We start from the raw sequence: 21,294 nt of genomic DNA, 5'->3' as shown, positions 1-21,294 counted from the left end.
ACCCGTAGTCCGCGTAGGGTGCGTGAATGAGCATGCTGGATGACGCCCGCGCGGGCATGAACCCTGAGATCCGGCCGCAGGACGACCTGTTCGGCCATGTCAACGGTCACTGGCTGGAGAACGAGCCGATCCCCGATGATCGCTCCAGCTGGGGCCCCTTCGTGCAGCTGGTCGACACGGCCGAGGAACAAGTGAAGGTGATCATCCAGGAGCTGGCGTCCGCCGCCTCGGACGGCGCCGGCTCCGAGGACGCCCACAAGATCGCCACGCTGTACGCCTCCTTCATGGACGAGGCGGCCATCGCCGCCCGCGGGCTCGCCGCGGTGCAGCCCCTGATCGACGAGGTCGCGGGCCTGCGGGACACCCGGGAGCTCGCGGCGTTCCTCGGCCGCTTCGAGCGCGTCGGCGGCTCCGGCCTCTTCGGCTCGTACATCGACACGGACGACCGCGACTCCGACCGCTACCTCTTCAACATCCTCCAGGGCGGCATCGGCCTGCCCGACGAGTCGTACTACCGTGACGACAAGTTCGCCGACATCCGCGAGAAGTACGTCGCCCACCTCACCGAGCTGCTCACGCTCGGGCGGCACGCCTCGCCCGCAGAGGCCGCACAGTCGGTCCTCGCCCTGGAGACCCGCCTTGCCGCAGGCCACTGGGAGCGGGCCGAGACCCGTGACGTACAGAAGACGTACAACCTCCTCGCTCTGCACGAACTGGTCACCCTGGCGCCGCACTTCGACTGGCGCGCCTATGCCGAGGGGCTCGGTGGCTCGGACGCCACCATCGCCGAGACGTGCGTCCGTCAGCCGTCCTACTTCCGTCACCTGTCCGCGGTCCTGGACGAGGTGCCGATCGAGCAGTGGCGGGACTGGGCGCTGACCCGGGTGCTCGGCAGCAGTGCGCCGTACCTCACGGACGACTTCGTCCAGAACAACTTCGAGTTCTACGGCCGCACCCTCAACGGCACCCCGGAGCTGCGCGTCAGGTGGAAGCGGGCTGTCGCGTTCGTCGAGGGCTCCATCGGCGAGGCCGTCGGCAAGGAGTACGTGGCGCGGCACTTCCCGCCGTCCTCCAAGGCGATGATGGACGATCTCGTCGCCAACCTCCTTGAGGCCTATCGCCAGTCGATCGCCCGGCTTGACTGGATGACGGACGAGACGAAGGAGCGCGCGTACGAGAAGCTCGCCACGTTCCGCCCCAAGATCGGCTACCCGGACACCTTCCGCGACTACTCGGCGCTTGAGGTCTGCGCCGACGACCTGCTCGGCAACGCGCACGCGGCCGCCGCCTTCGAGTCCGACCGGCAGCTCGCCAAGATCGGCGCGCCCGTCGACCGCGACGAGTGGTTCATGCTGCCGCAGACGGTCAACGCGTACTACAACCCGGGCACCAACGAGATCTGCTTCCCCGCGGGCATCCTGCAGAAGCCGTTCTTCTCGCCCGACGCCGACCCCGCCGAGAACTACGGCGGCATCGGCTCGGTCATCGGCCACGAGATCGGCCACGGCTTCGACGACCAGGGCGCGCAGTACGACGGCGCGGGCAACCTCAACGACTGGTGGACCGCCGACGACAAGACCGCCTTCGAGGCGAAGTCGAAGGCGCTGGTCAAGCAGTACGACGGCTTCTCGCCCCGCAATCTGCCCGGCGAGTTCGTCAACGGCTCCCTGACGGTCGGCGAGAACATCGGCGACCTGGGCGGACTGACCATCGGCCACACGGCGTACAAGATCGCGCTCGACGGCGGCCCGATGCCCGAGAGCGACGGTACGACGGGCTCCCAGCGGCTCTTCATGAACTGGGCCTACTGCTGGCGCACCAAGCGCCGCAAGGAGCAGGAGCAGCAGTACCTCACCATCGACCCGCACTCGCCGCCGGAGTTCCGGGCCAACATCGTCCGCAACCTCGACGAGTTCCACGAGGCGTTCGGGACGACGGACGGCGACGGGCTCTGGCTGGACCACGCGGAGCGCGTACGCATCTGGTGAAATCCGGTTGAACCAGGGTGACGGCCGCGGCACGCTTGCCGCGGCCGTCACCCGTTCAAGGCCCCGGAGGCACCGTGGAGTTGAAGCTGAAGTCGAACCGGCTCGGACACAGCACGGTGGAGGTCACCGAGCTCGGCTTCGGCGGCGGGCCGCTCGGCGGACTGTTCGAGCCGCTGGACGACGCCACCGCGGCAGGCGCCCTCGTGGCGGCCTGGGACAGCGGCATCCGCTACTTCGACACCTCACCCCACTACGGCATCGGGCACTCCGAACGCCGGACCGGCGATCTGCTGAGCCGCAAGCCGCGGGGCGAGTTCACGCTCTCGACGAAGGTCGGCAGGCTGCTCGTCCCGCAGGACCCCGCGGGCCGTACCGACGAGGGGTTCCAGGTGCCCGCCACGCACCACCGCGTCTGGGACTTCTCGCGTGACGGCGTCCTGCGCAGTGTCCAGGACTCCCTGACGCGCATGGGCGTCGACCGGATCGACGTGCTGCTCCTGCACGACGCGGAACCCCACTTCGACGCCGCGCTGCGCACGGGCTACCCCGCGCTCGCCGAACTGCGGGACCAGGGCGTGATCGGCGCGATCGGCGCCGGCATGTACGACACCGCCCGGCTGACCCGGCTCGTCCGCGAGACCGACGTGGACGTCGTGATGCAGTCCGGTCACTACACCCTCCTCCAACACGGCGCCCTGGACGAGCTGTTGCCCGCCTGCGTCGATCGCGGCGTCTCCGTCCTCGCGGCCTCCGTCTTCAACTCCGGCCTCCTCGCCACGGATCGCCCCGCCGCCGGGGCGCACTTCGACTACGCGCCCGCCTCGGCCGAACCGCTGCGCCGCGCACACCGCATCGCCGATGTCTGCGAGGCCCACGGGGTGACGCTGCCGCAGGTGGCGATGGCCTTTCCGCTGCGGCATCCGGTGGTCGCCGGGATCGTGGTCGGGATGCGCTCCGCCGACGAGGTACGGCGCAACGTGGCGGCGTTCGGGGCCGCGATCCCGGACCAGGTGTGGGCCGATCTGGGGGCGGAGGGGCTCCTCGACGAGCGGGCTCCGGTGGGGTGACACGGCCGTATTCCGGGGGGCAGGGGGGCAGGGAGGCAGGGAGGCAGGGTGGCCGCGCGGCGTCAGCGGCTTCCGCCGTCGCTTTCGGGTGGCGGCGACGGGGTGCGCAGCAGCCAGGCCCGTAGTTCGTGGTGGCGGAACTGGTAGGCGTGGCCCGATACGCGCAGGAGCCCCGCCTCGTACGCCCAGTCCAGAAAGCGCATGAGCCGCCACGGCAGCCGCCCGCGGGCCCGGGCGCACAGGACGAAGACCAGGTAGCGGCGGCTGGCTTCGCTCCACCAGACCATGCCGCAGGCGAGCCCGCCGACGGTGCCCGCGCCCAGGCCGATCGCGTAGTCGCCGCTGCTGTAGCCGACGACCGTGCCGAAACAGACCGCGAAGAGCGCCGAGTACGTGAGCGCCGAGTTGAGGTCGTCGCGCAGCAGCTGCCGTGGATGGGTCTTGTGCTGGGGTTCGTGATCCCTGCTCGCGGCGGTGAACTCGGAGACCAGCGTGAGGACGAGTCCCGCGGTGAGCACCGCGATCACCACGGCGACGAGCCCGGACGCCACCCACTGCACGATGACGATCGCGAGGACGAGCACCGCGGCGCCCCGCAACCGGTGCAGCAGCAACTGCCGTTCGTGCTGGGTGTGCAGACGGCGCAGCTTCCCGCCGGGGGAGAGCGAGACCCGCCCCCTGCCCACCCGGGCGAGCAGGACGAGGACCAGGCCCGCGAAGGCGACGGCCGTCGGCAGGTCACGCGGATCGAGCCCGGAGTCCGACCGCATGAGCAGGGCGGCGGCCCCGCTGAGAATGACGAAGGAGGTGAGCAGCGCGTCGGCGATCCGCACCGTCCAGGGCCCGGCGAGCGGCCACAGCTGGTGCGGGACGAGGCCTGCCTGCGCCGTCACGGCGGCCTGTCGCTCGCTGTGCAGGGCGAGTTGGCGCAGCCAGTGGTGCACGTGCTCCGGCCGGTAGGGCCCGGCCGCGCGGGGATGCAGCCGCACGGCGGCCGGGATGTACCGGCCGAGCAGTTCCTTGTCGAGGGATGCCTGGTCGTGGTGGCGCAGCAGTTCCTGCGGGTCGCCCGCGTCGGCGTACGCGGTCGCCGCAAGGGTCAGCCGCCAGGGCGTGGACATCGCGCGGGTCAGGAACCCCGTGGTGCCGGACGCTTCGGTCAGGGCGCGCAGGACGCTGCCCCAGCGGTCCGGCCGCTGCGGGGAGCGGGCCTCCAGGTAGGCGCGCGCGGCGGTGACCGTGACCGGGCGGATCTCGATGCGCAGCGCGTCCGGAACCCCGCAGCCGACCTGCTCGAGGCGTTCGTACCAGTCGGTCCGGCAGGTCACCACCAGCGGCAGTCCCCGGGTGCCGTTCTGGTAGGCGTCGAGCCGTTCGACGCCCGCCGCCGCGCGGGAGGTGGTGACGTCGGTGTGCGGGTGCAGGGCGTCGTCCATCTCGTCGAGACCGTCGAGGATCGGCAGGATCCTGCGCTGGGCCACCAGGTCGCGGGCCACCCGCGGCTCCCGGTCGTAGTCCTGTACGAGGCGCTGCACCAGCCAGTCCTCGAAGTCGACCTGAGGGTTCCACCCGGACAGCGAGAGGCGCACCGGGACCGGCTCCCGGCCGCCCTGCCGGGTCAGTTCGAGCAGCAGGGCGAGAGCGAGGACGGTCTTGCCGGCGCCGGGGGCACCCGTGATCACCAGACGCCGGTCGTCGGTGGCGCGGTAGTCGTCGGCGACCCTGGACAGGCGGCCCGCCAGGTCCTGCGGGGGCCGTGAGCCGCGGGCGCCGGTGCGCGCCACGTCGTAGCCGAGATCGATGAAGACGCGGTCACCGCCCAGGAGTTGGCGCCACTGGCGGCCCTCGGCCGCATGGACCCGGTGCAGCAGCCGCTCGGCCGCCTGTGCGGGATCGGGCTCCTGGCCCGCCCGGTGCCGCAGCGCCGCGACCGCGGCGACCAGACTGATCAGGCCGACGACCAGACCGACCACCCCTGCGGTGTCCTGCGGCGCGAGGCCGCCCCGGGCGACGACGCTCGCGGCCCACACGATCGCGCCGACCACCAGTACGGCACCGGCGGCCATGAGGGCGAGCCACAGCCGCCGATGACTGCTTCCCCCGTACTCCATGCCGTGTCCGTGTCCCCCGTGCTGAACCTCGTGGTGCCGAACAGCCTTGCACAGACAGGGGGTTGGCGGCAGGCGAAGGGGAGCGGGTGCGGCTGCCCCGCCTCACATTCCTCGGGCCTGTCTCGTCGGTCCAGGCAGAACCTGAGGAAGAAGGAAATCATGGGCAACCTTCAGAGCTTCGTGGATCGCTTCGAGATCGAGGCGCTGCGAGGCGAGTCCACCGACACGGCGGCAGGCCGTGCGTACATCGCGGAGTTCGGGACGTTGCGCGACGGCAGCTCGCACGCGAACTAACGGGGCGCGGCGGTCGCCTCGATGAGGCAGAACGGTGGCGCCTGCGTCAGCGGGGTCACCGAGGTCAGGGACAGCCCCGCCCTGCGGCACACGTCCTCGAAATCGGCGCGGGTGCGTTCCCTGCCGCCCACGTTCACCAGCATGTTGAGGTCGGTGAGGTAGGTGAGCCCGGCGGTCTCGGGGTCGACGACCTCGGGCAGCACGGGCTCCACGATCAGTACGCGTCCGCCGGGCGGCAGCACCTCGCGGCAGTGGGTCAGGATCGTGACCGCCTGGTCGTCCGTCCAGTCGTGCAGGATGCTCTTCATCAGGTACAGGTCGGCCCCTTCGGGCACCGAGCGGAAGAAGTCTCCGGCCACCAGGGAGCAGCGCCCCGTGAGCCCCTGCCGCTCCAGCGTCGTCGGGGCCTGGGCCAGGCCCTCCTCGGTGTCGTAGATGACGCCCGTGAGGGCCGCATGCGCGCGGAGCACGCCGGCGAGCAGGGTGCCGTCGCCGCCCCCGACGTCGGCGACCGTGGCGAACCGGCCGAAGTCGAAGGCGAGCGGCAGTGCGGCGGCCGTTGCCGTGGCGGCCTGGCTCATGGCCGCGTTGAACTCGGCCGACAACGCGGGGAGTTCCTTGAGATGGCTGAAGAAGTCCCTGCCGAAGACCGCGTCGAACGCGATGTCACCGGTTCGCACACTGTCGTCCAGGTGCTCCCAGGCGCGCAGCATCGTCGGCTCGGTGAACATCCCCACCAGCGCGCTGAGCGAGTCGGGCCGCGTCGGGTCGAGGAGCGCGCCCGCGGGGGTCACCGAGAAGGAGCCCGCCGTGTGTTCGCGCAGCAGGCCCAGGCTGGTCAGGGCGCGCAGCAGTCGGGTCATGGGCTGGGTGCTCGCTCCGGCGTCGGCGGCGATCTCGGCCGCCGACCGCTCCTTGTCGCCGATCAGCTCCATCACCTTCAACCGGGCGGCGGCGCGGACCGTCTGGGCGGCCATGCTGCCGAACACGAGCCGTTCGACCAGCTCATGCCCGCTCTCGTCGGCGTGCGCCCTGTTGTCGTTCGTCTTGTCATTCGTCTTGTCGTTTGTCTTGTCATTCGTCGTAGTCATCGTTGATTCCTCTCGATCGCGTCGCTCAGCGCGCCGGGCGTACACCCGGCGAACGCCAGCACATCGCGGTGCAGATGGGACTGGTCGACATAGCCGCAGGCCATGGCGACCTCGGTGGGGTCCTTGCCCGCGCGCAGACCGGCGACGGCGTGGTCGAACCGGACCAGCATCGCGGCCCGCTTGGGCGTGAGGCCGAGCTGGGCGCTGAACCTGGACCAGAGCCGCTTGCGGCTCCAACCGCAGGACGCGGCGAGGTCGTTGACCCGGATCCGGCCGCGCCGGCTGACGATGTGCTCCCAGCCGGCGGCCACCTCCGGGTCGACCGATGGTGGTCGCGCAAGGCGGCCTGCCAGAAACGCGTCCACCAGGGCGAAGCGTTGCGGCCATGTCGCCGCGTCCGCCAACTGCTGCCGCAGCAGCCGCGCTTGGCGTCCCCACACGTCGTCCACGTCGGTCACCGCCCCGTTCAGTTCGGACGGGGCGACGCCCAGCAGACCGGACGCGACCACCGGTGACAGATGCAGCTCGACGCATTCCACCCGCTCACCGCGAATGCGGGTGGGCCCCGGGAACTGGGCGGCGACCAGGCCCCCGAGCGTCTGCCGGCCGGCGGCGCCGTCGACCGTCAGCATGTCGTCCGCGAACCCGAGCACGACCGTCACGACGGGCTGCGGCAGCGCCCGCATGTCGAGGCCGATCCCCGAACGGTCCCGGAACGCCGCCACTTGGACACCCGCGATCCGGGCGCCGCCGACAGGTACGGCCATCTCCCAGCCGGCTGCGACCTTGCTCTCCACTGCGGGGCTACCTCCCGGACGTCGTACGGCTCAAGCCTCTTGCGGTCGGTGCGCCGACAAGAACTCGATGGCCGGAGTGGCCGCGGCGCGCACCATCAACTATCGCCGAGGCCGGAGCGACGGTCTTGGACGAATGTTCCCGGCGCGGGAGCCGCCCGCAGGGGGACAATGAAGAGGTCGGCGTGCACTGGGCCATGCCCGGCGGCGGCCTCGACCCCGGCGAGACGCCTCGGCAGGGCGCCCGGCGTGAGCTCCTGGAGGAGACCGGCTGGACCGGCATCGAGCCCGGACCGCTGCTGTGCACCTGGGAGCACGACTTCACCCAAAACCGCCGACCCGCTGTGGCCACCAGAACTGCCCGCGCTGCTCCGCTACTTGAGCGATCCGTCGAGTGCCGGACGTCTGCCGGTGCACCTGGGGTACGTCGCGAATCCGCTCCGGATGCGACAGGGCTGAGGCAGCCCTATCCGTTCCGGCCCCCGAGGGCGATCGTGCGGGCGATGTCCAGGGTGAGGCGCTGCCACGGATCGCGGGGGTCGCGGGACGTGATGTCGTGGACGCGGCGCAGGCGGTAGCGGACGGACTGCGGGTGCAGGTGGAGTTCCCGGGCGGCGGCGTTGGCGGATCCGGTGTCGATGTACGCGGTCAGCGCCTCCAGGAGGTGGCGCTGGGCGCGGTCGACCAGAGGGCCGAGGACGATGCGGCCGATGCGGTCGGGGCTCGTCACGGGGTGCCCGGCCAGGAGCGCGAGGACGTGGGCGTCGGCGTCGCTCAGTACCCGGTCGGGGCGATGCGCGTGCGGGGGAGCGGAGTCCAGGGCACCGGCGGCCAGGCGGTGCGCGACCGCGACGCGGTCCAGGCTCTCGCCCGAGATGGCGCAGCCGCGCCAGCCGTGTCCTCGTAGGACGGCTGGTACGGCGTCGGTGGCGGCGGCCGGGAGGAGCAGGACGGCGCGCGAGCCATGGGTCGTCGCCAGTGAGGTCTCCCGGGCCCGGTCGGCGCCGAGGGCCGTGAGGAGGGCCGTCGATGTGTGCAGGGAGAGGTCGGAAGCGCCGCCGTCCTGGGGCGCGGCATCCACCGGTTCGGCCACCAACAGGCAGTAGCGCTCCGGGAGTTGGACACCCAGGCGCGATGCACGGTCCGTCAGCGCGCCGAGCGACGCGTGGCGGCCTGCGATGAGGTCGTCGAGCAGCAGCTGCAGCGCCCGGTCGCGGTCACCCGTCAGGCGCTGGCTGGTGTCCGCGTACGCCGCGGTCATCTCCTCGGAGAGGGTGTCCATGGCGGTGAGCAGCAGCCGGGTCAGCGCGAAGGCGTCCTTCGCGGACAGCTGCGGGGCGCGGGCGGCCACCTCGTCGGCGAGCACCGCCGCCGCGACCCGGTAGGCGCGCAGCACGGCCTGCAAGGGGCGGCCGTCCGCCGCCCGTGCCGCCGCGATCCCCCGGAAGCGCCGCAGATCGGCCGCGTCGATCGCGCCGCCCGTCACCCAGTGGTCGAGCAGCCGGTCGTTCGCCCAGGCCGCGATGGCGCGCACCTCGGGGAACCGGCTGCCGTCGAGTGCGGTGTACGCCGGAACCTGTTCGTGCACCGCGTCGACGACGGCCTCGACAAGCCGGGGGTCGGACAGCAGCTCCTGCCGGACGCGTTCGCGCTTGTTTGTCACAGGGTGATGGTCCCATCGGAAAAAGGTGCGTACGGCCATGGACGGCGCTTGTCACTGTGGCAAGGATCGACGGGTAGACAGTGCAGTCTCACGGACACCGGACGGGACCCACCACATGACGCCTTCGCCGCACTGGGCGGACTTCCAGTACGAGATCTATCTCAACGGCATGACCGGGGCCGTGCCCCGCCTGCCCACCGATCTGACCCGCCTGGAGGAGCTGACCGGGCAGCGGCTCGGGCCCGGCCCCGTCGGCTATGTCGCGGGCAGCGCAGGCAACGGCAGCACCGCCCGCGCGAACCGCGAGGCGCTCGAGCGGCGCCGGATCGTGCCGCGCATGCTGCGCGACGTACACGAACGCGATCTGTCCGTGGAGGTGCTCGGGCACCAACTGCCCGCCCCGCTCGCCCTCGCGCCCGTCGGCGTCCTGTCGATCATGCACCCGGAGGGCGAGTCCGCCGCCGCCCGCGCGGCCGCGGCCCGCGGTGTGCCCTACATCCTGTCCTCGGCGTCCAGCACGCCGATGGAGCAGGTCGCCAAGGAGATGGGCGACGCGCAGCGGTGGTTCCAGCTGTACTGGGCCAAGGACAGGGACGTCACCAAGAGCTTCCTGGACCGGGCGAAGGCCGCCGGGTTCACGGCGCTCTTCGTCACGCTCGACACGCCGCTGCTCGCCTGGCGGCCGCGCGACCTCGACCAGGCGTATCTGCCCTTCCTGCACGGCGTGGGCACCGCCAACTACTTCAGCGACCCGGCGTTCCAGGCAGGCCTGGCCAAGCCGGTGCATGAGGACCCGAACGCGGCCGTGATGCACTTCGTGGGCATGTTCGCGGACCCCGCGAAGACCTGGCCGGACCTGCAGTTCCTGCGGGAGAACTGGGACGGGCCGATCGTCCTGAAGGGCATCCTGCACCCGGACGACGCGCGCCGCGCCGCCGACGCGGGCATGGACGGCGTGGTGGTCTCCAACCACGGCGGCCGCCAGGTCGCGGGCTCCGTGGCGGCGGCCGACGCCCTGCCGCGCGTGGTGGAGGCGGTCGGCGACCGCCTCACCGTCCTGTTCGACAGCGGGATCCGCACCGGTGACGACATCTTCAAGGCGCTCGCACTGGGCGCCAAGTCCGTACTGGTGGGACGGCCGTACGCCTATGGCCTCGGCCTGGACGGCCAGGCGGGTGTCGACCACGTGATCCGCTGTCTGCTCGCCGAGCTCGACCTCACGCTGGCCCTGTCCGGGCACGCCGGGCCCGCATCCCTCACCGCCGACGACCTGATCGAGGAGACCCCGTGACCGCCGTGAAGAACGTCCTGGCCATCGTCTCGCCGCACGTGGGCGGCCGCGCTGCCGGAGGGGCACTCGCCGGGCTCCTTCCCCCGTCGGCCCACGTCACCGTCGTCGAGGCGGCCGACGAGGACCCAGCGGCCCTCCGCGAGGCGCACATCATCGTCACGGGCCTGGCTCCCGTGACCGCCGAGCACATCGCGGCGGCGCCCGGCCTCGAGGTCATCCAGTGCGCGAGTCACGGCTTCGACTACGTCGATCTGGACGCGGCCCGCGCCCGCTCCGTCGCCGTCTGCTCGATCGGCTCGAGCGGCGCCGAGAAGCAGAACGTCGCCGAGCAGACCTTCGCCCTCATGCTGGCCCTGGCCAAGCAGCTGATCCCGGCGCACACCGCGCTGACCGAGGCCGACTGGGCGCTGCCCCGCCTTCAGCAGTCCATCACGGAGCTTTCCGGCAAGACGCTGGGCATCGTGGGGCTCGGCCACATCGGTGAGGAAGTCGCCCGCCGCGCGGTCGTGTTCGACATGACCATCGTCTACGCCGGACCGAGCTCGGTCGGCGCGGAGACGGAGGCCCGCCTCGGCGGCGCCCGTCACGTCGGCCTCGATGAGCTCCTGCGCACATCCGACTACGTAACCCTGCACGCCCCGCTGAACGACAAGACACGCCATCTCCTGGACGCCGAGCACCTCGCCCTCCTGAAGCCGACGGCCTTCGTCGTCAACACGGCCCGCGGCGCGCTCATCGACCAGGACGCGCTGGCCGACGCGCTCACGGCGGGCACACTGGCCGGAGCGGGCATCGACGTCTTCGACCCGGAGCCGCCCACCGCCGCGCTGCGGCTGCTCAAGGCGCCGAACGTGGTGCTCTCCCCGCATGTCGCGGGCGTCACGCGCGAGACGCTGGTCCGCATCGGCCTCGCCGCGATCCAGAACGTGGCGGGTCACTTGGAGGGCAAGCCGCTGGCAGACGTGGTCTCCTGACGCTACGTCAGCCGCTGTGGGGCGGTGGTGCGCTCCGAGAGCCGGGCGCGCACCGCCCCACAACGGCAGGAGGGGTTCACCAGATCGCGTCGACCCACTCGGGGTGATCGATGAACGGGTTCCGGTTGTGCTGGAACTGGTCGAAGATGACCTCGTTGCGGTTCTTCTCGAACGCGTCCGGCGGGTCCTCGTCGCTCCACTGCTTGAGCACGGAGAGCCGCCCGATGGCGGGCGCGCTGCCGTTGTCGACCTTGTCGTTGGGCTCGAGGTCGGCGAAGCCGTCCTCGCCGTCGTAGCGCACGGCCATGTACAGGATCATGCGGGCCACGTCGCCCTTGACGGCGTCACGGGGCTCGAAGGAGTCGGAGTCCGTGAAGTTGCCCGGCGCCTCGCCGACCGCGCTGCCGCCGTTGTCGAAGTCCTTGTTGCCGCGCGTGCTGTTGACCGACACGTCCTCGGGACGCAGGTGGTGAATGTCGGTGCCGGGTCCCGTCGCGGTGCCGAAGTCGCCGTGGGACTTGGCCCACACGTGCTCGCGGTTCCACTGGTCCGGGTCGCCGCCGTTGTCGCCCTTGCTCTGCGAGCGGTCGGTGTAGAGAAGGCGCACGTTGTTGCTGTTGGCCGGATCCTCGTCGGTGACCTTGAGCGCGTCCCAGACCTGGTCGTACGACAGCTTCGTCTGGTCGCTGATGATGGTGTGCAGGGCGCTCTTCAGCTCGGGCCCGGTCTTGCCGAGCGCGTCCTGGTAGTACGTGTCGTCATAGGCGCCGACGGGTGCGGCGGCCGGCGTGGGGGCCGGGGTCGCGGCGTCGGCGGCGGCCGGGACGGTGATCCCGACGAGCAGCGCGGCGGCCGTCATCGCGAGGGGTTTCCAGCGACGTATATGACGTTTATGAGGGACGGGCATGTGGGGGTGTCCTCTCCCGGAGGCTCGGGCGGACCGCGGGTCCCCTCCAACAGGGCCCGCGATCTACGCGAGTTGACAAGTGAACCAACGGGAGAGTCGCACGGGCGGGCGCATCACTGTATGAACGTTGTGCGTCGAGTGTGTGACGATGTCATGGACGGGACAAACGACCTCAAGTGGCGCGTACGCCGTCGAGTACGGCGGCGACGGTCCGCCGGGCGAAGTCCTCGTCCAGCGGCAGGCGGCGGAAGACCGCGCGCAGCCAGACCGCACCCGCCAGCAGGTCCATCAGGAGCATCGTGTCGGTGCCGGGCGGCAGTTCGCCCCGTTCGACGGCGCGGTCGACCACCGCCTGCTCGCGGGCGAGGCGGTCGGCGAAGAAGTCCCTGATGTACGTCGCGAGTCCCGCGTCGCCGAGCGCGGCGCCCAGCACGGCCCGCGCGACCGACCCCGAGGGCTGTCCGGTCAGCAGCTTGATGAGGTTGTCGACCAGTTGCTCCAGGTCCCCGCGGAGATCTCCCGTGTCGGGTATGGGCAGCTCGAGGAGCGGCGCGTCGATCATCGCCGCGCCGAGCAGCGCCGACTTGGAGGGCCACCAGCGGTAGATCGTCGTCTTGTTGACGCCGGACTCCTCGGCGATGCCCTCGATCGTCATGGATGCGAAGCCGTCGCGTGCCAGCGCCCGCAGTGTGGCGTCGAAGATCTGCCGCTTGCGGCGCGGCCCACTGCCCGGTGCGGGCTGCGGGCGGTGATTCGTCGTCATGCCCCGGAGTCTAATGCAACGCAACGATGCGTTGCGTATGGGTGGTTGGGTGGCTATGGTCGTTCAAACGCAACGCACCGTTGCATTTGAGGAGGGGGACCACCGTGGGACAGGAACTACAGGAATTGCTCGCTGGCGGGGTGCAGGGGTTGGGCGCGACCGCGACCGAGGTCGAGGACGTCACTGGCACGGTCGACCGGTTGCGTGCGACCTTCGACGCGGGCCGTACGCGTCCGACGGCTTGGCGACGCCGCCAACTGCGAGCTCTGCATGCCCTGTTGACCGAGGAGGCCCCGGTGCTCGCGGCGGCGCTCGCCGCCGACCTGGGCAAGAGCCCGGTGGAGACGCACACTTCGGAACTGGGCCTCGTCGTCAACGAGATCGATCACACGCTGCGCCACCTGGAGCGCTGGCTGCGCCCCCGCCGTGTCGCCGTACCGCTGCCGATGCTCCCGGCCCGCGCCCGGACGGTGCGTGAACCGCTCGGCGTGGTCCTGGTCATCAGCCCGTGGAACTACCCGGTGATGCTCGCCCTCGCGCCGATGGTGGGCGCCCTGGCCGCAGGCAACTGCGTCGTGCTCAAGCCGAGCGAACTGGCCCCCGCGACCTCCGCCGCACTGGCCCGGCTGCTGCCCCGCTACCTCGACCCGGACGCGGTCGCGGTCGTCGAGGGCGCCGCCGAGCGCACCACCCTGCTCCTTGAGCAGCGCTTCGACCACATCCTCTATACGGGCAACGGCACGGTCGGCCGGATCGTCATGACGGCCGCAGCCCGCCACCTCACCCCGGTCACCCTCGAACTGGGCGGCAAATGCCCGGCCCTTGTCGAGCCGGGCACCGATCTGGCCACCGCCGCACGCCGGATCGCCTGGGGCAAGTTCCTCAACGCCGGACAGAGCTGCACCGCCCCGGACTACGTACTGGCCATCGGCGACACCGCGGGCCCCTTGGCGGACCATCTCGCCGACGCCATCACCTCGATGTACGGCGCGGACCCCGCCCGCAGCCCCGACTACGGCCGCATCGTCAACGAACGCCACTTCGACCGGCTCACCGCCCTGCTCGGCGACGGCCGCGTGGTCACGGGCGGCACGCACGACCGCGCGTCGCGCTACCTCGCCCCCACGGTGCTCGCCGACGTCGACCAGTCCGCCCCCGTGATGGACGGGGAGATCTTCGGCCCCGTCCTGCCGGTCCTTTCGGTGCCCGACCTGGACTCGGCCATCGCCTTCGTGAACGCCCGCGCCAAGCCGCTCGCCGTTTATGCCTTCACGCCCCACCGGCGGACCCGGCGCCGGGTGCTGGCCGAGACCTCTTCGGGGGCGGTCGGCTTCGGGCTCCCCAACGCCCATATCACCCTGCCGGGCCTGCCGTTCGGCGGCGTGGGCGAGAGCGGCATCGGCAGCTATCACGGCCGGTACTCGATCGAGGCGTTCAGCCACACCAAGGCCGTCCTCGACAAGCCGCTGCTTCCCGACACCATACGGGCCGTCTACCCGCCCTTCACGGCCGCGAAGGAACGGCTGATCCGCCGCTTCATGTGAGCGGCGGGACGCATCCCGGGGCGCCTACTGAAGTCCGTTGAGGTAGTGCTCGCCGATGTCGCGGAGCCGGTGCGCCGCGGAGCCGTGCGCGGTCAGAGCGCGGGCGTTGCGCCAGAAGCGGTCGAGGCCGGGGTCGGTCGCCAGGGTCGGGGCGTCGGCGGTGAGTTCGAGGACGCGGGTCGTGATGTGCAGGGCGGAATCGGCGGTGACCGCTTCGGCCGCGTCGACGAGGAACGCGATGTCGGCGCGCTCGTCCGCACCGAGCGCGGGGCCCTCCGCAAGACCGCGCGCCATGGCCTCCGCCGCACGGTCCACCACCGCGCCCGCACTGTGGACGGACGTCGCCAACTCCCCGTAGGCGAGGAGCAGATAGGGATCGGCGGGCGGTGTCCCGTACTGCGCGCCGCTGTCGGCATCCGTCAACGGGCGGGCGCGCGGCAGGGCGCGGCTGATGTCCCGCGCCTCGGCCAGGGCGCCCTCCGCGTTGCCCAGGCCGACGTGGACGAGCAGCAGACGACGGGCCAGCGGAGCGAGCGCGGTGAACGGCGAGATCTCGTGCTCGTCCACCGGAACGCCGCCGAGCACCTGGTGCGCCGCCACCGGTACGTCGTCGTAGCTGACCCCGCCCGCCCCGCTCAGGCGCTGGCCGAGCAGATCGTGCGCCGGCTCGGCGGACACTCCGGGGTGGGCCGGATCCACATGGACGACCACCCATGCACCGCTGTCCGTGCGCCGCGCCGTGTGGACCAGCCGGTCGGCGACGGCGACGCCCGCGGTCAAAGGCCGCCGGCCGTTGAGGACGAACCCGTCGGCGGCCGGCGTGAGCGCGAGGCCGGTGCTCGTCTGCGCGTCCGGCAGGTCGATGTCACCGCCCCAGAGCCACTGCTCCTGTACGGCGCGCAGTGCGAGCGCGGCGGCGTCCTCGGCCGTGCCGAAGAGCCGCGGACTCCACGACAGGGCGTGGTGGTGCGCGAGGAGTTCGGCGATGGAGCTGTCAGCCGCCGCGATGTCCCTGACCGCCGAACACGCCGTGTGCCAGTCGACGCCGCGACCGTCCGGGCCGGGCGGCGTCAGGAGCGCGGGCAGTCCCGCCTCGCGCAGCCGGGAGACCTCGTCGAACGGAGGCTTGCCCGCCCGGTCGCGCAGGTCCGCGTCGACGGCGAGGTCGTCGGCGAGTTCCCGGACGACGCGCGGCGAGGCGGAGGGGATCAGCGTTGTCACGGGGACGCCTCACAGATTCCTAGTTTCCCTACCTGATTGATAGGAATAGTGGGTCCGAACTCCCGCTGCGGCAAGGGGGTGTTCAAGGTATGGACCGACGCGTCTCGCTTTCTGGGACTCCGGGGCGCGGGCTCGCCATCGCATCACTTCGAGACCCGCCGAAATTCGGTTACGGAGTCGCGGCCCGGATGCCTAGCATCCGACCATGCCAAGACCCTCCGGTTTCGCCTACGAGCAGCATTCCGACGCCGGCGTGACGATCACCCACCACGGCCGCCCCGCCGGCACGCTGCGTGGTGCGCGCGCCGAGAAGTTCCTCGCCGAGGTCGAGTCGGGCGACGCCCAACTGGTGATGGCCCGCTGGACCGGCGCCTACAAGCACGGCAATGAACGTACGGCGCGCAATCACCCGCGCAACCGGCGCTAGCGGACAGAGATGTGGGGGGCGAGTCATGGGGCTGATCGAACGGCTGTGGGCGGCAGGGGAGATGCCGTTCCGTGACGGCCTTTACCGGCCGGACGACACCGGCCTGGAACTGCACGTGGACGGCCCTGGGGCCTATCACCAGGACGCCGGGCAGCCGATCCCCTTCCGTCTCGGTGGGCCCGTCGACGTGGCCCTGGCCGTCGCGGAGGACGGCTGCACCGAGGCGTACCCCAACTTCGAGAGCCCGCTGCCGGACGGGGCGGGTTGGATGTCCGGCGGGGGCAGCGGAATGGGCAACATCGGCTACCTCGCCCGCCTCGACGCCGAACGCTCCTTGCGATGGGTCGCCGTCATGTTCTGCTCCAACCCGTTCGTGGGCGTGCACCACGAAGGGGCGACCGCCGTCTTCACCAACGACTGGCGAAACCGTCTGACCCTCGACCTGACCGTGCCCGCCCTCGCCTGACCCGCAGGGAGGCGCACGTCACATTCGGCCATGTCGATTCCCGCCGGGCCGCCTCGTGTAGGAGGTGTAACCGCCACCAACGGCCAAGGAGTCACCATGGAAGCCCGCTTGAACCTCTTCGGCACCCCGCTCGTCGCCAAGTCCTTGGGGCACATCGCGTCGGCGAGCCAGGTGATCATGACGGAGTCGACGCTGCCGTCCGCGACCCAGGAGCTGGTGAAGCTGCGCGCCAGCCAGATCAACGGCTGCGCCTACTGCACCGACATGCACACCAAGGACGCCGCGCACGCGGGGGAGAGCGCGACGCGCCTCAACCTGGTCGCGGTCTGGCGTGAGGCCAAGGTGTTCACCGACGCCGAGCGGGCCGCCCTGGAATTGACGGAGCAGGGCTCCCGTATCGCGGACACCGCGGGCGGGGTCACCGACGAGGCGTGGGCGAACGCCGCCAAGCACTACGACGAGGAACAGCTCGGCGCGCTGGTGTCGACCATCGCCCTCATCAACGCCGCCAACCGCCTTGGCGTCATCACCCGGCAGCAGGGCGGCGATTACCGGCCCGGACGGTCCGCGTAACGAGGAGCAGCAGCACACGCCCCGGGCACCGGTCGTCGCCGGCGCCCGGGGCGTGTGCTGCTTCCGAGGGGAGTGCAGCGTCGGGCTACGGGTTCGTCCAAGCCGCGGGGTCCTCGGCGAGCGCCGTGACCTGGGCCGGGAGTTCGGCCGCCGCGACATCGGCCAGGGAGACGCCGTCGAGGATCTGGCGGACATTGGCCCGCAGCGCGATCCACAGCGGAAGCAGCGACTCGGCGGGCCCGCTGTAGGCCAGCTCCGGCGGCCGGACACCGCGCACCGACACCAGCGGCCCCTCCACGACACGGATCACATCCGCGATGCTGATGGAGTCGGCGGGCCTGGCCAGGCGATAGCCGCCGTTGCCGCCGCGCTGGCTGAGAACGAGCCCTCCGCGGCGCATGTCGTTGAGGATGCCCTCGAGGAACTTGTGCGGGATCTCCTGGGCGTCCGCGATGGCCTCGGCCTTCAAGGGCCCGTCGTCCTGGCACGCGGCGAGTTGCAGCGCGGCACGTACCGCGTAGTCCGCCCTGGCTGAGATCCGCATGGCCGCATTATGGTGCACCGCTCCGAACGGAACGCATCGCCCCAGGTCACGCGGGCGCGACCGCCAGGAGCCCGACGTCCGCGATCAGCGTTGTCAGTGGTCGCCAGTAAGTTCATTGGTGTCCCGCCGATCCGGCGTGGACGTCCCTTTGGCGTGGAGGAGTTGGTGTGGTGTCAGTTTGGGAGAGGTCGAGCACGGCGCGGGTGACAGCGCCCGCGCGGCCACGGAAGCTCGCCAAGGTCCCGTTCGTCGAACTGGCCGACGGACGCCTGCAGGGCGTGGTGTCCAGCGGCTCGGACATCGGCCGGGTCTACGTCTCGTCGATCGCGGCCGGGACGTACGCGTTCGCGTGCAGCACCAACAACAACCGGCCCTGTGGCGGCGCCCGCGGCTCGTTCTGCAACCACATCCGGGCGCTCGTCGGCGAGGCGGTGCTGCAGTACGGCGCCGAGCGCGTCGCCCGCTATCTGAAGGTGGAGGCCACCGACGGAGAGCCGAGCGCGCACTCCCTCACCTACGAGATGAGCGGCACCCGCCCGTCGCAGGGGGACACCACGGCCGCCGCGCCCGTCTTCAGCCGGTTCCTGCGTCACCTGGCTTACCTGGAACTCGCCCCGAGTACCGCGCCGTTGCCCGAGATGCAGTGGTTCCCGCCGACCAGGGCGGTGGCCTGATGCGCGCCGATCTGCTCGCCGAGGCCGCCGAGGAGATTGACGGGCTCGACGAGGCCCTCGATGCCGTCGACGCCTTCGACCAGGCACTCGTCACCGGTCTGCTCCGTCCGCAGCCCGCCCAGGCCGCCGGTCTGACGCGGCTCGCCCACGCCGTCGCGGGGACGCCGCTGTCCGCGCGGGTCGCCGAGGCGGCCGAGAAGGCGGCGGCCGGATCCGCGAGCGAGGACCACGTCGTCGCACTGGCCGCGGCCCGCACCGCACTGCTCGGCTCCGTCCACGACGCCCTGCTCACCCGCGTCGATGAGGCGACCGGACGCCCCCGCGGCGAGCAGACCGCGTCGGCGCCCGGAGGGCAGCAGGCGGCGAACGTCCTTGCGGCCGCCCGCTCCTGGCTCTCCGACCTGGCGCGCGCCGGGTGGCAGGGCATCGACCACGAGCTGGTCTCCGGCGCGGCGCAGGTCGTCTCCGCGATGCTCCCGGATCCGGCCCTGCGCCGCCCGGCCACCATCCTGGACGGCTTCGCCGCCGAACTCGCCGCGTCCTGTCCGGGCGTGACCCTGGAACGCATTCCGGTACGCCGCTGGGCCGACCTCTGGTCACGCGCGATGCTCCTCACCGTGCCCGGAGCGGCCGATGCCCCGGCGACCGGCACGGCCACCGGCCGTCTGCTGCCCCTCGGCGTCGACGTGCAGGAACACGCCACCGCCGTACAGGCCCAGGTCCACGCGGTGTTCGAGCCCGCCGACGGCAGTACGCCCCGCCTGGTGCGGGCCAGCGCGTCGGCGCCGAAGCCCGACACCGTCGTCGGAGCCGGACTCTGGCAGCTGCTCCGCCCGCATCTGTCGCTCCTCGCGGCGCTCGGCGACGGCCGCTCGATGGACCTCACCGACATGCCGGTCACCGCCGACGGCGACCTGATCTGGAGCGACGAGCACGCCCGCGCGGGCGAGCCCGCGGACGCCTTCGCCACCGCCCGCGTGGCCCTGCCCACCGCCACGGACGCGCCGACGGCACCCCTGGACCGGCATCCGGCGCGCATCGCCGTCCCGGTGTTCCTGGAGGGGTACGCGGCGCAGGAGGACGACGAGGCGCTGACGTTCACCGTGGCCGGACATCCGCTGGCCGTCGACACCGACCGCATTCCGGCCGCGGGACCGCTCACTCCCAAGGCCGTCGCCACATCCGGCGCGTGCATCGGACTGCTCCGCTGGGACGCCGGGGCGTACCGCCTGCAGCCGCTGGCCGTGGAGACGACCGTACGGAAGAAGGCCGTGGCGATCCACGCAGGGGGATGGGCAGGCGGCACGACCGACAAGGCCGGAGTCAAGGCCGAGAAGGCAGCCACCGACGCCGTGGCCGTGCTGCGGGAGCGCGCGGGAAGGCTGCTGCGGAAATGACGGATCACGCGACCGGGCAGCCGCCCACTTCTGAGGCCGACCTCCACGACAACCGTCGGCAGGTCCTGTACTGGCGGCTCCTCGCCCGTCTCTTCGACCCCGAGGAGCAGCCCACGCTGGAGTCGGCGAGTCTCGCCGTCGTCGAGGACATCGGACTGCCGTCGGCGCTCCTGGACCCGGGGGCCTCCGTCGACTCGATCGTGCAGCGCCATCCGGAACTGGCCGCCGAGTTCGACGGGTTGATGGCACCCGAGCCCGAGGACGACGGTGTTCGCGACCGGGCCGCCGAAGTGCGGCGCGCCGCACTGGTGTCGAAGACGCTGCTCAATGTGTTCGCCACCGGAAGCGGCACGGTCACCGCCGGACAACTGGCGCGGTGGCAGTCCGACGCGGGCTGGCTGGAGCGCGCGCTCGGCTGCAAGCCCGGCGATCTGCGCGGCGGGCGGGCCGGCGGAGGTTCAGGGGCAGGAGCGGCGACCGGCGGCGGGGGACAGGGCGTCAGCCCGACCGGCACCGGAGGCCGGGGCGCGACCCCCGACCTCAGCAGGCTCATCCCGGCGATCGGCCCGGAACTGGGCTCGATCGAGGCCGACCTGGTCAAGCGCATGCACCTGCGGGAGGTCCTCGCCGATCCGAAGCTCGCCTCGCAGCTGACCCCGAGCATGTCGCTCATCGAGCAGCTGCTGCGGGACAAGGACAACCTCTCGGGTGTGGCCCTGGCCAACGCCAAGGCGCTGATCCGCCGCTTCGTTGACGAGGTCGCCGAAGTCCTTCGCACCCAGGTGGAGAAGGCCACCGTAGGCGCCATCGACCGCTCCGTGCCGCCCAAGCGGGTGTTCCGCAATCTCGATCTCGACCGCACCATCTGGAAGAACCTCACCAACTGGAGCCCGGAGGAGGAGCGGCTGTACGTCGACCGCCTCTACTACCGGCACACGGCCCGCAAGACGACGCCCCAGCGGCTGATCGTCGTCGTGGACCAGTCGGGCTCGATGGTCGACTCGATGGTGAACTGCACCATCCTGGCGTCGATCTTCGCCGGGCTGCCCAAGGTGGACGTCCACCTCATCGCGTACGACACCCAGGCGCTCGACCTCACGCCCTGGGTGCACGACCCCTTCGAGACGCTCCTTCGCACCCAGCTCGGCGGCGGCACCGACGGCACGGTCGCCATGGCGCTCGCGCAGCCGAAGATCGCCGAGCCCCGCAACACCGTCGTCGTGTGGATCTCCGACTTCTACGAGTGGCGGAGCGAGCCGCTGTTCGAGTCCATGGCGGCCATCCACCGCTCGGGCGCCAAGTTCATCCCCGTCGGCTCGGTGACCAGCTCCGGCCGCGGCAGCGTCAACCCGTGGTTCCGCGAGCGCTTCAAGGACCTCGGTGCGCCGGTGCTCTCCGGCCACATAAAGAAGCTCGTCCACGAGCTCAAGACGTTTCTCGCCTGACGCTTCGCGTGACGCTCCAGGCTCCGAAAGATCTCCCCTTTACCTGAACACTTTTCGAGG

At 71.4% G+C, this 21,294-nt stretch carries 20 protein-coding genes and 1 pseudogene; 13 read left to right on the top strand and 8 right to left on the bottom strand.

Annotated elements, in window-relative coordinates; genetic code table 11:
- The first annotated feature begins 26 nt into the window (after positions 1-26).
- Entirely contained in the window at positions 27-1,988 is a 1,962-nt protein-coding gene (locus AB0G47_RS16005; RefSeq protein ID WP_360769372.1) for a M13-type metalloendopeptidase, read from the top strand.
- Between the two features lie 86 nt (positions 1,989-2,074).
- Entirely contained in the window at positions 2,075-3,055 is a 981-nt protein-coding gene (locus AB0G47_RS16000) for an aldo/keto reductase (protein WP_360769979.1), read from the top strand.
- A gap of 62 nt (positions 3,056-3,117) precedes the next feature.
- Here the strand turns inward: AB0G47_RS16000 and AB0G47_RS15995 are convergent, their stop codons facing one another.
- Positions 3,118-5,166 (bottom strand): NACHT domain-containing protein, encoded by a 2,049-nt coding sequence (locus AB0G47_RS15995; RefSeq protein WP_360769369.1) that lies wholly within the window; start codon positions 5,164-5,166, stop codon positions 3,118-3,120.
- A gap of 159 nt (positions 5,167-5,325) precedes the next feature.
- Between AB0G47_RS15995 and AB0G47_RS15990 the strand changes: the two genes are divergently transcribed.
- Entirely contained in the window at positions 5,326-5,460 is a 135-nt protein-coding gene (locus AB0G47_RS15990) for a hypothetical protein (RefSeq protein WP_360769366.1), read from the top strand.
- Here the strand turns inward: AB0G47_RS15990 and AB0G47_RS15985 are convergent.
- Together AB0G47_RS15985 and AB0G47_RS15980 are read right to left on the bottom strand one after the other, a co-directional pair.
- Entirely contained in the window at positions 5,457-6,551 is a 1,095-nt protein-coding gene (locus AB0G47_RS15985) for a methyltransferase (protein WP_360769363.1), read from the bottom strand. The genes AB0G47_RS15990 and AB0G47_RS15985 overlap by 4 nt on opposite strands.
- On the bottom strand, positions 6,548-7,348 hold the full coding sequence (locus AB0G47_RS15980; RefSeq protein ID WP_360769360.1) for a helix-turn-helix transcriptional regulator: 801 nt from the start codon (positions 7,346-7,348) through the stop codon (positions 6,548-6,550). The genes AB0G47_RS15985 and AB0G47_RS15980 overlap by 4 nt, the downstream gene beginning before the upstream one ends.
- A gap of 164 nt (positions 7,349-7,512) precedes the next feature.
- On the opposite strand from AB0G47_RS15980, the pseudogene AB0G47_RS15975 reads away from it, so the two are divergent.
- A pseudogene (locus AB0G47_RS15975) lies at positions 7,513-7,671 on the top strand (NUDIX domain-containing protein); the annotation flags it as partial.
- Between the two features lie 140 nt (positions 7,672-7,811).
- Here the strand turns inward: AB0G47_RS15975 and AB0G47_RS15970 are convergent.
- Positions 7,812-9,008, bottom strand: coding sequence for a helix-turn-helix domain-containing protein (locus AB0G47_RS15970; RefSeq protein ID WP_360769358.1), 1,197 nt, complete (start codon positions 9,006-9,008; stop codon positions 7,812-7,814).
- Positions 9,009-9,123: 115 nt separating this feature from the next.
- Between AB0G47_RS15970 and AB0G47_RS15965 the strand changes: the two genes are divergently transcribed.
- Both AB0G47_RS15965 and AB0G47_RS15960 read left to right on the top strand, forming a co-directional pair.
- Positions 9,124-10,299, top strand: a complete 1,176-nt coding sequence (locus AB0G47_RS15965) for a lactate 2-monooxygenase (RefSeq protein ID WP_360769355.1) — start codon at positions 9,124-9,126, stop codon at positions 10,297-10,299.
- Positions 10,296-11,273 (top strand): NAD(P)-dependent oxidoreductase, encoded by a 978-nt coding sequence (locus tag AB0G47_RS15960; RefSeq protein ID WP_360769352.1) that lies wholly within the window; start codon positions 10,296-10,298, stop codon positions 11,271-11,273. Before AB0G47_RS15965 ends, AB0G47_RS15960 begins: the two co-directional genes overlap by 4 nt.
- Before the next feature lie 76 nt (positions 11,274-11,349).
- Here the strand turns inward: AB0G47_RS15960 and AB0G47_RS15955 are convergent, their stop codons facing one another.
- On the bottom strand, positions 11,350-12,180 hold the full coding sequence (locus AB0G47_RS15955) for an endonuclease (protein ID WP_360769349.1): 831 nt from the start codon (positions 12,178-12,180) through the stop codon (positions 11,350-11,352).
- Positions 12,181-12,352: 172 nt separating this feature from the next.
- Positions 12,353-12,943: a TetR/AcrR family transcriptional regulator gene (locus AB0G47_RS15950; RefSeq protein WP_360769346.1), complete on the bottom strand. Its 591-nt coding sequence runs from the start codon at positions 12,941-12,943 to the stop codon at positions 12,353-12,355.
- Between the two features lie 149 nt (positions 12,944-13,092).
- On the opposite strand from AB0G47_RS15950, the gene AB0G47_RS15945 reads away from it, so the two are divergent.
- On the top strand, positions 13,093-14,487 hold the full coding sequence (locus AB0G47_RS15945) for an aldehyde dehydrogenase family protein (RefSeq protein WP_360769976.1): 1,395 nt from the start codon (positions 13,093-13,095) through the stop codon (positions 14,485-14,487).
- Positions 14,488-14,511: 24 nt separating this feature from the next.
- Here the strand turns inward: AB0G47_RS15945 and AB0G47_RS15940 are convergent, their stop codons facing one another.
- Positions 14,512-15,708, bottom strand: a complete 1,197-nt coding sequence (locus AB0G47_RS15940; protein ID WP_360769343.1) for an acyl-CoA dehydrogenase family protein — start codon at positions 15,706-15,708, stop codon at positions 14,512-14,514.
- Between the two features lie 205 nt (positions 15,709-15,913).
- Between AB0G47_RS15940 and AB0G47_RS15935 the strand changes: the two genes are divergently transcribed.
- From AB0G47_RS15935 to AB0G47_RS15925, 3 genes are all read left to right on the top strand, one after another.
- Positions 15,914-16,135 carry a hypothetical protein gene (locus AB0G47_RS15935; RefSeq protein WP_266873599.1) on the top strand — a complete coding sequence of 74 codons (222 nt, stop codon included), beginning with the start codon at positions 15,914-15,916 and terminating at the stop codon, positions 16,133-16,135.
- A 25-nt stretch (positions 16,136-16,160) separates the two neighbouring features.
- Positions 16,161-16,601, top strand: a complete 441-nt coding sequence (locus AB0G47_RS15930; RefSeq protein ID WP_360769340.1) for a hypothetical protein — start codon at positions 16,161-16,163, stop codon at positions 16,599-16,601.
- A gap of 96 nt (positions 16,602-16,697) precedes the next feature.
- On the top strand, positions 16,698-17,174 hold the full coding sequence (locus tag AB0G47_RS15925) for a carboxymuconolactone decarboxylase family protein (protein ID WP_360769337.1): 477 nt from the start codon (positions 16,698-16,700) through the stop codon (positions 17,172-17,174).
- An 85-nt stretch (positions 17,175-17,259) separates the two neighbouring features.
- On the opposite strand, the gene AB0G47_RS15920 is transcribed toward AB0G47_RS15925, so the two are convergent.
- Complete coding sequence (locus AB0G47_RS15920; protein ID WP_360769335.1) at positions 17,260-17,718, bottom strand: Rrf2 family transcriptional regulator; 459 nt, start codon at positions 17,716-17,718, stop codon at positions 17,260-17,262.
- A gap of 170 nt (positions 17,719-17,888) precedes the next feature.
- On the opposite strand from AB0G47_RS15920, the gene AB0G47_RS15915 reads away from it, so the two are divergent.
- Genes AB0G47_RS15915 through AB0G47_RS15905 form a run of 3 tightly spaced genes read left to right on the top strand, consistent with a single transcriptional unit; the run spans position 17,889 to position 21,234 of the window.
- Entirely contained in the window at positions 17,889-18,392 is a 504-nt protein-coding gene (locus AB0G47_RS15915; RefSeq protein ID WP_360769332.1) for a hypothetical protein, read from the top strand.
- Positions 18,362-19,789, top strand: a complete 1,428-nt coding sequence (locus tag AB0G47_RS15910) for a hypothetical protein (RefSeq protein ID WP_360769330.1) — start codon at positions 18,362-18,364, stop codon at positions 19,787-19,789. The genes AB0G47_RS15915 and AB0G47_RS15910 overlap by 31 nt, the downstream gene beginning before the upstream one ends.
- Positions 19,786-21,234, top strand: a complete 1,449-nt coding sequence (locus tag AB0G47_RS15905) for a VWA domain-containing protein (protein ID WP_360769327.1) — start codon at positions 19,786-19,788, stop codon at positions 21,232-21,234. The genes AB0G47_RS15910 and AB0G47_RS15905 overlap by 4 nt, the downstream gene beginning before the upstream one ends.
- The last annotated feature ends 60 nt before the right edge of the window (positions 21,235-21,294 follow it).

The sequence above is a fragment of the Streptomyces sp. NPDC021622 genome, assembly GCF_040640795.1.
In the GTDB taxonomy this organism is placed as follows: Bacteria; Actinomycetota; Actinomycetes; order Streptomycetales; family Streptomycetaceae; genus Streptomyces.
Note: the sequence above shows the minus strand (reverse complement) of the source record. Positions and strands in the feature narration are given on the sequence as shown.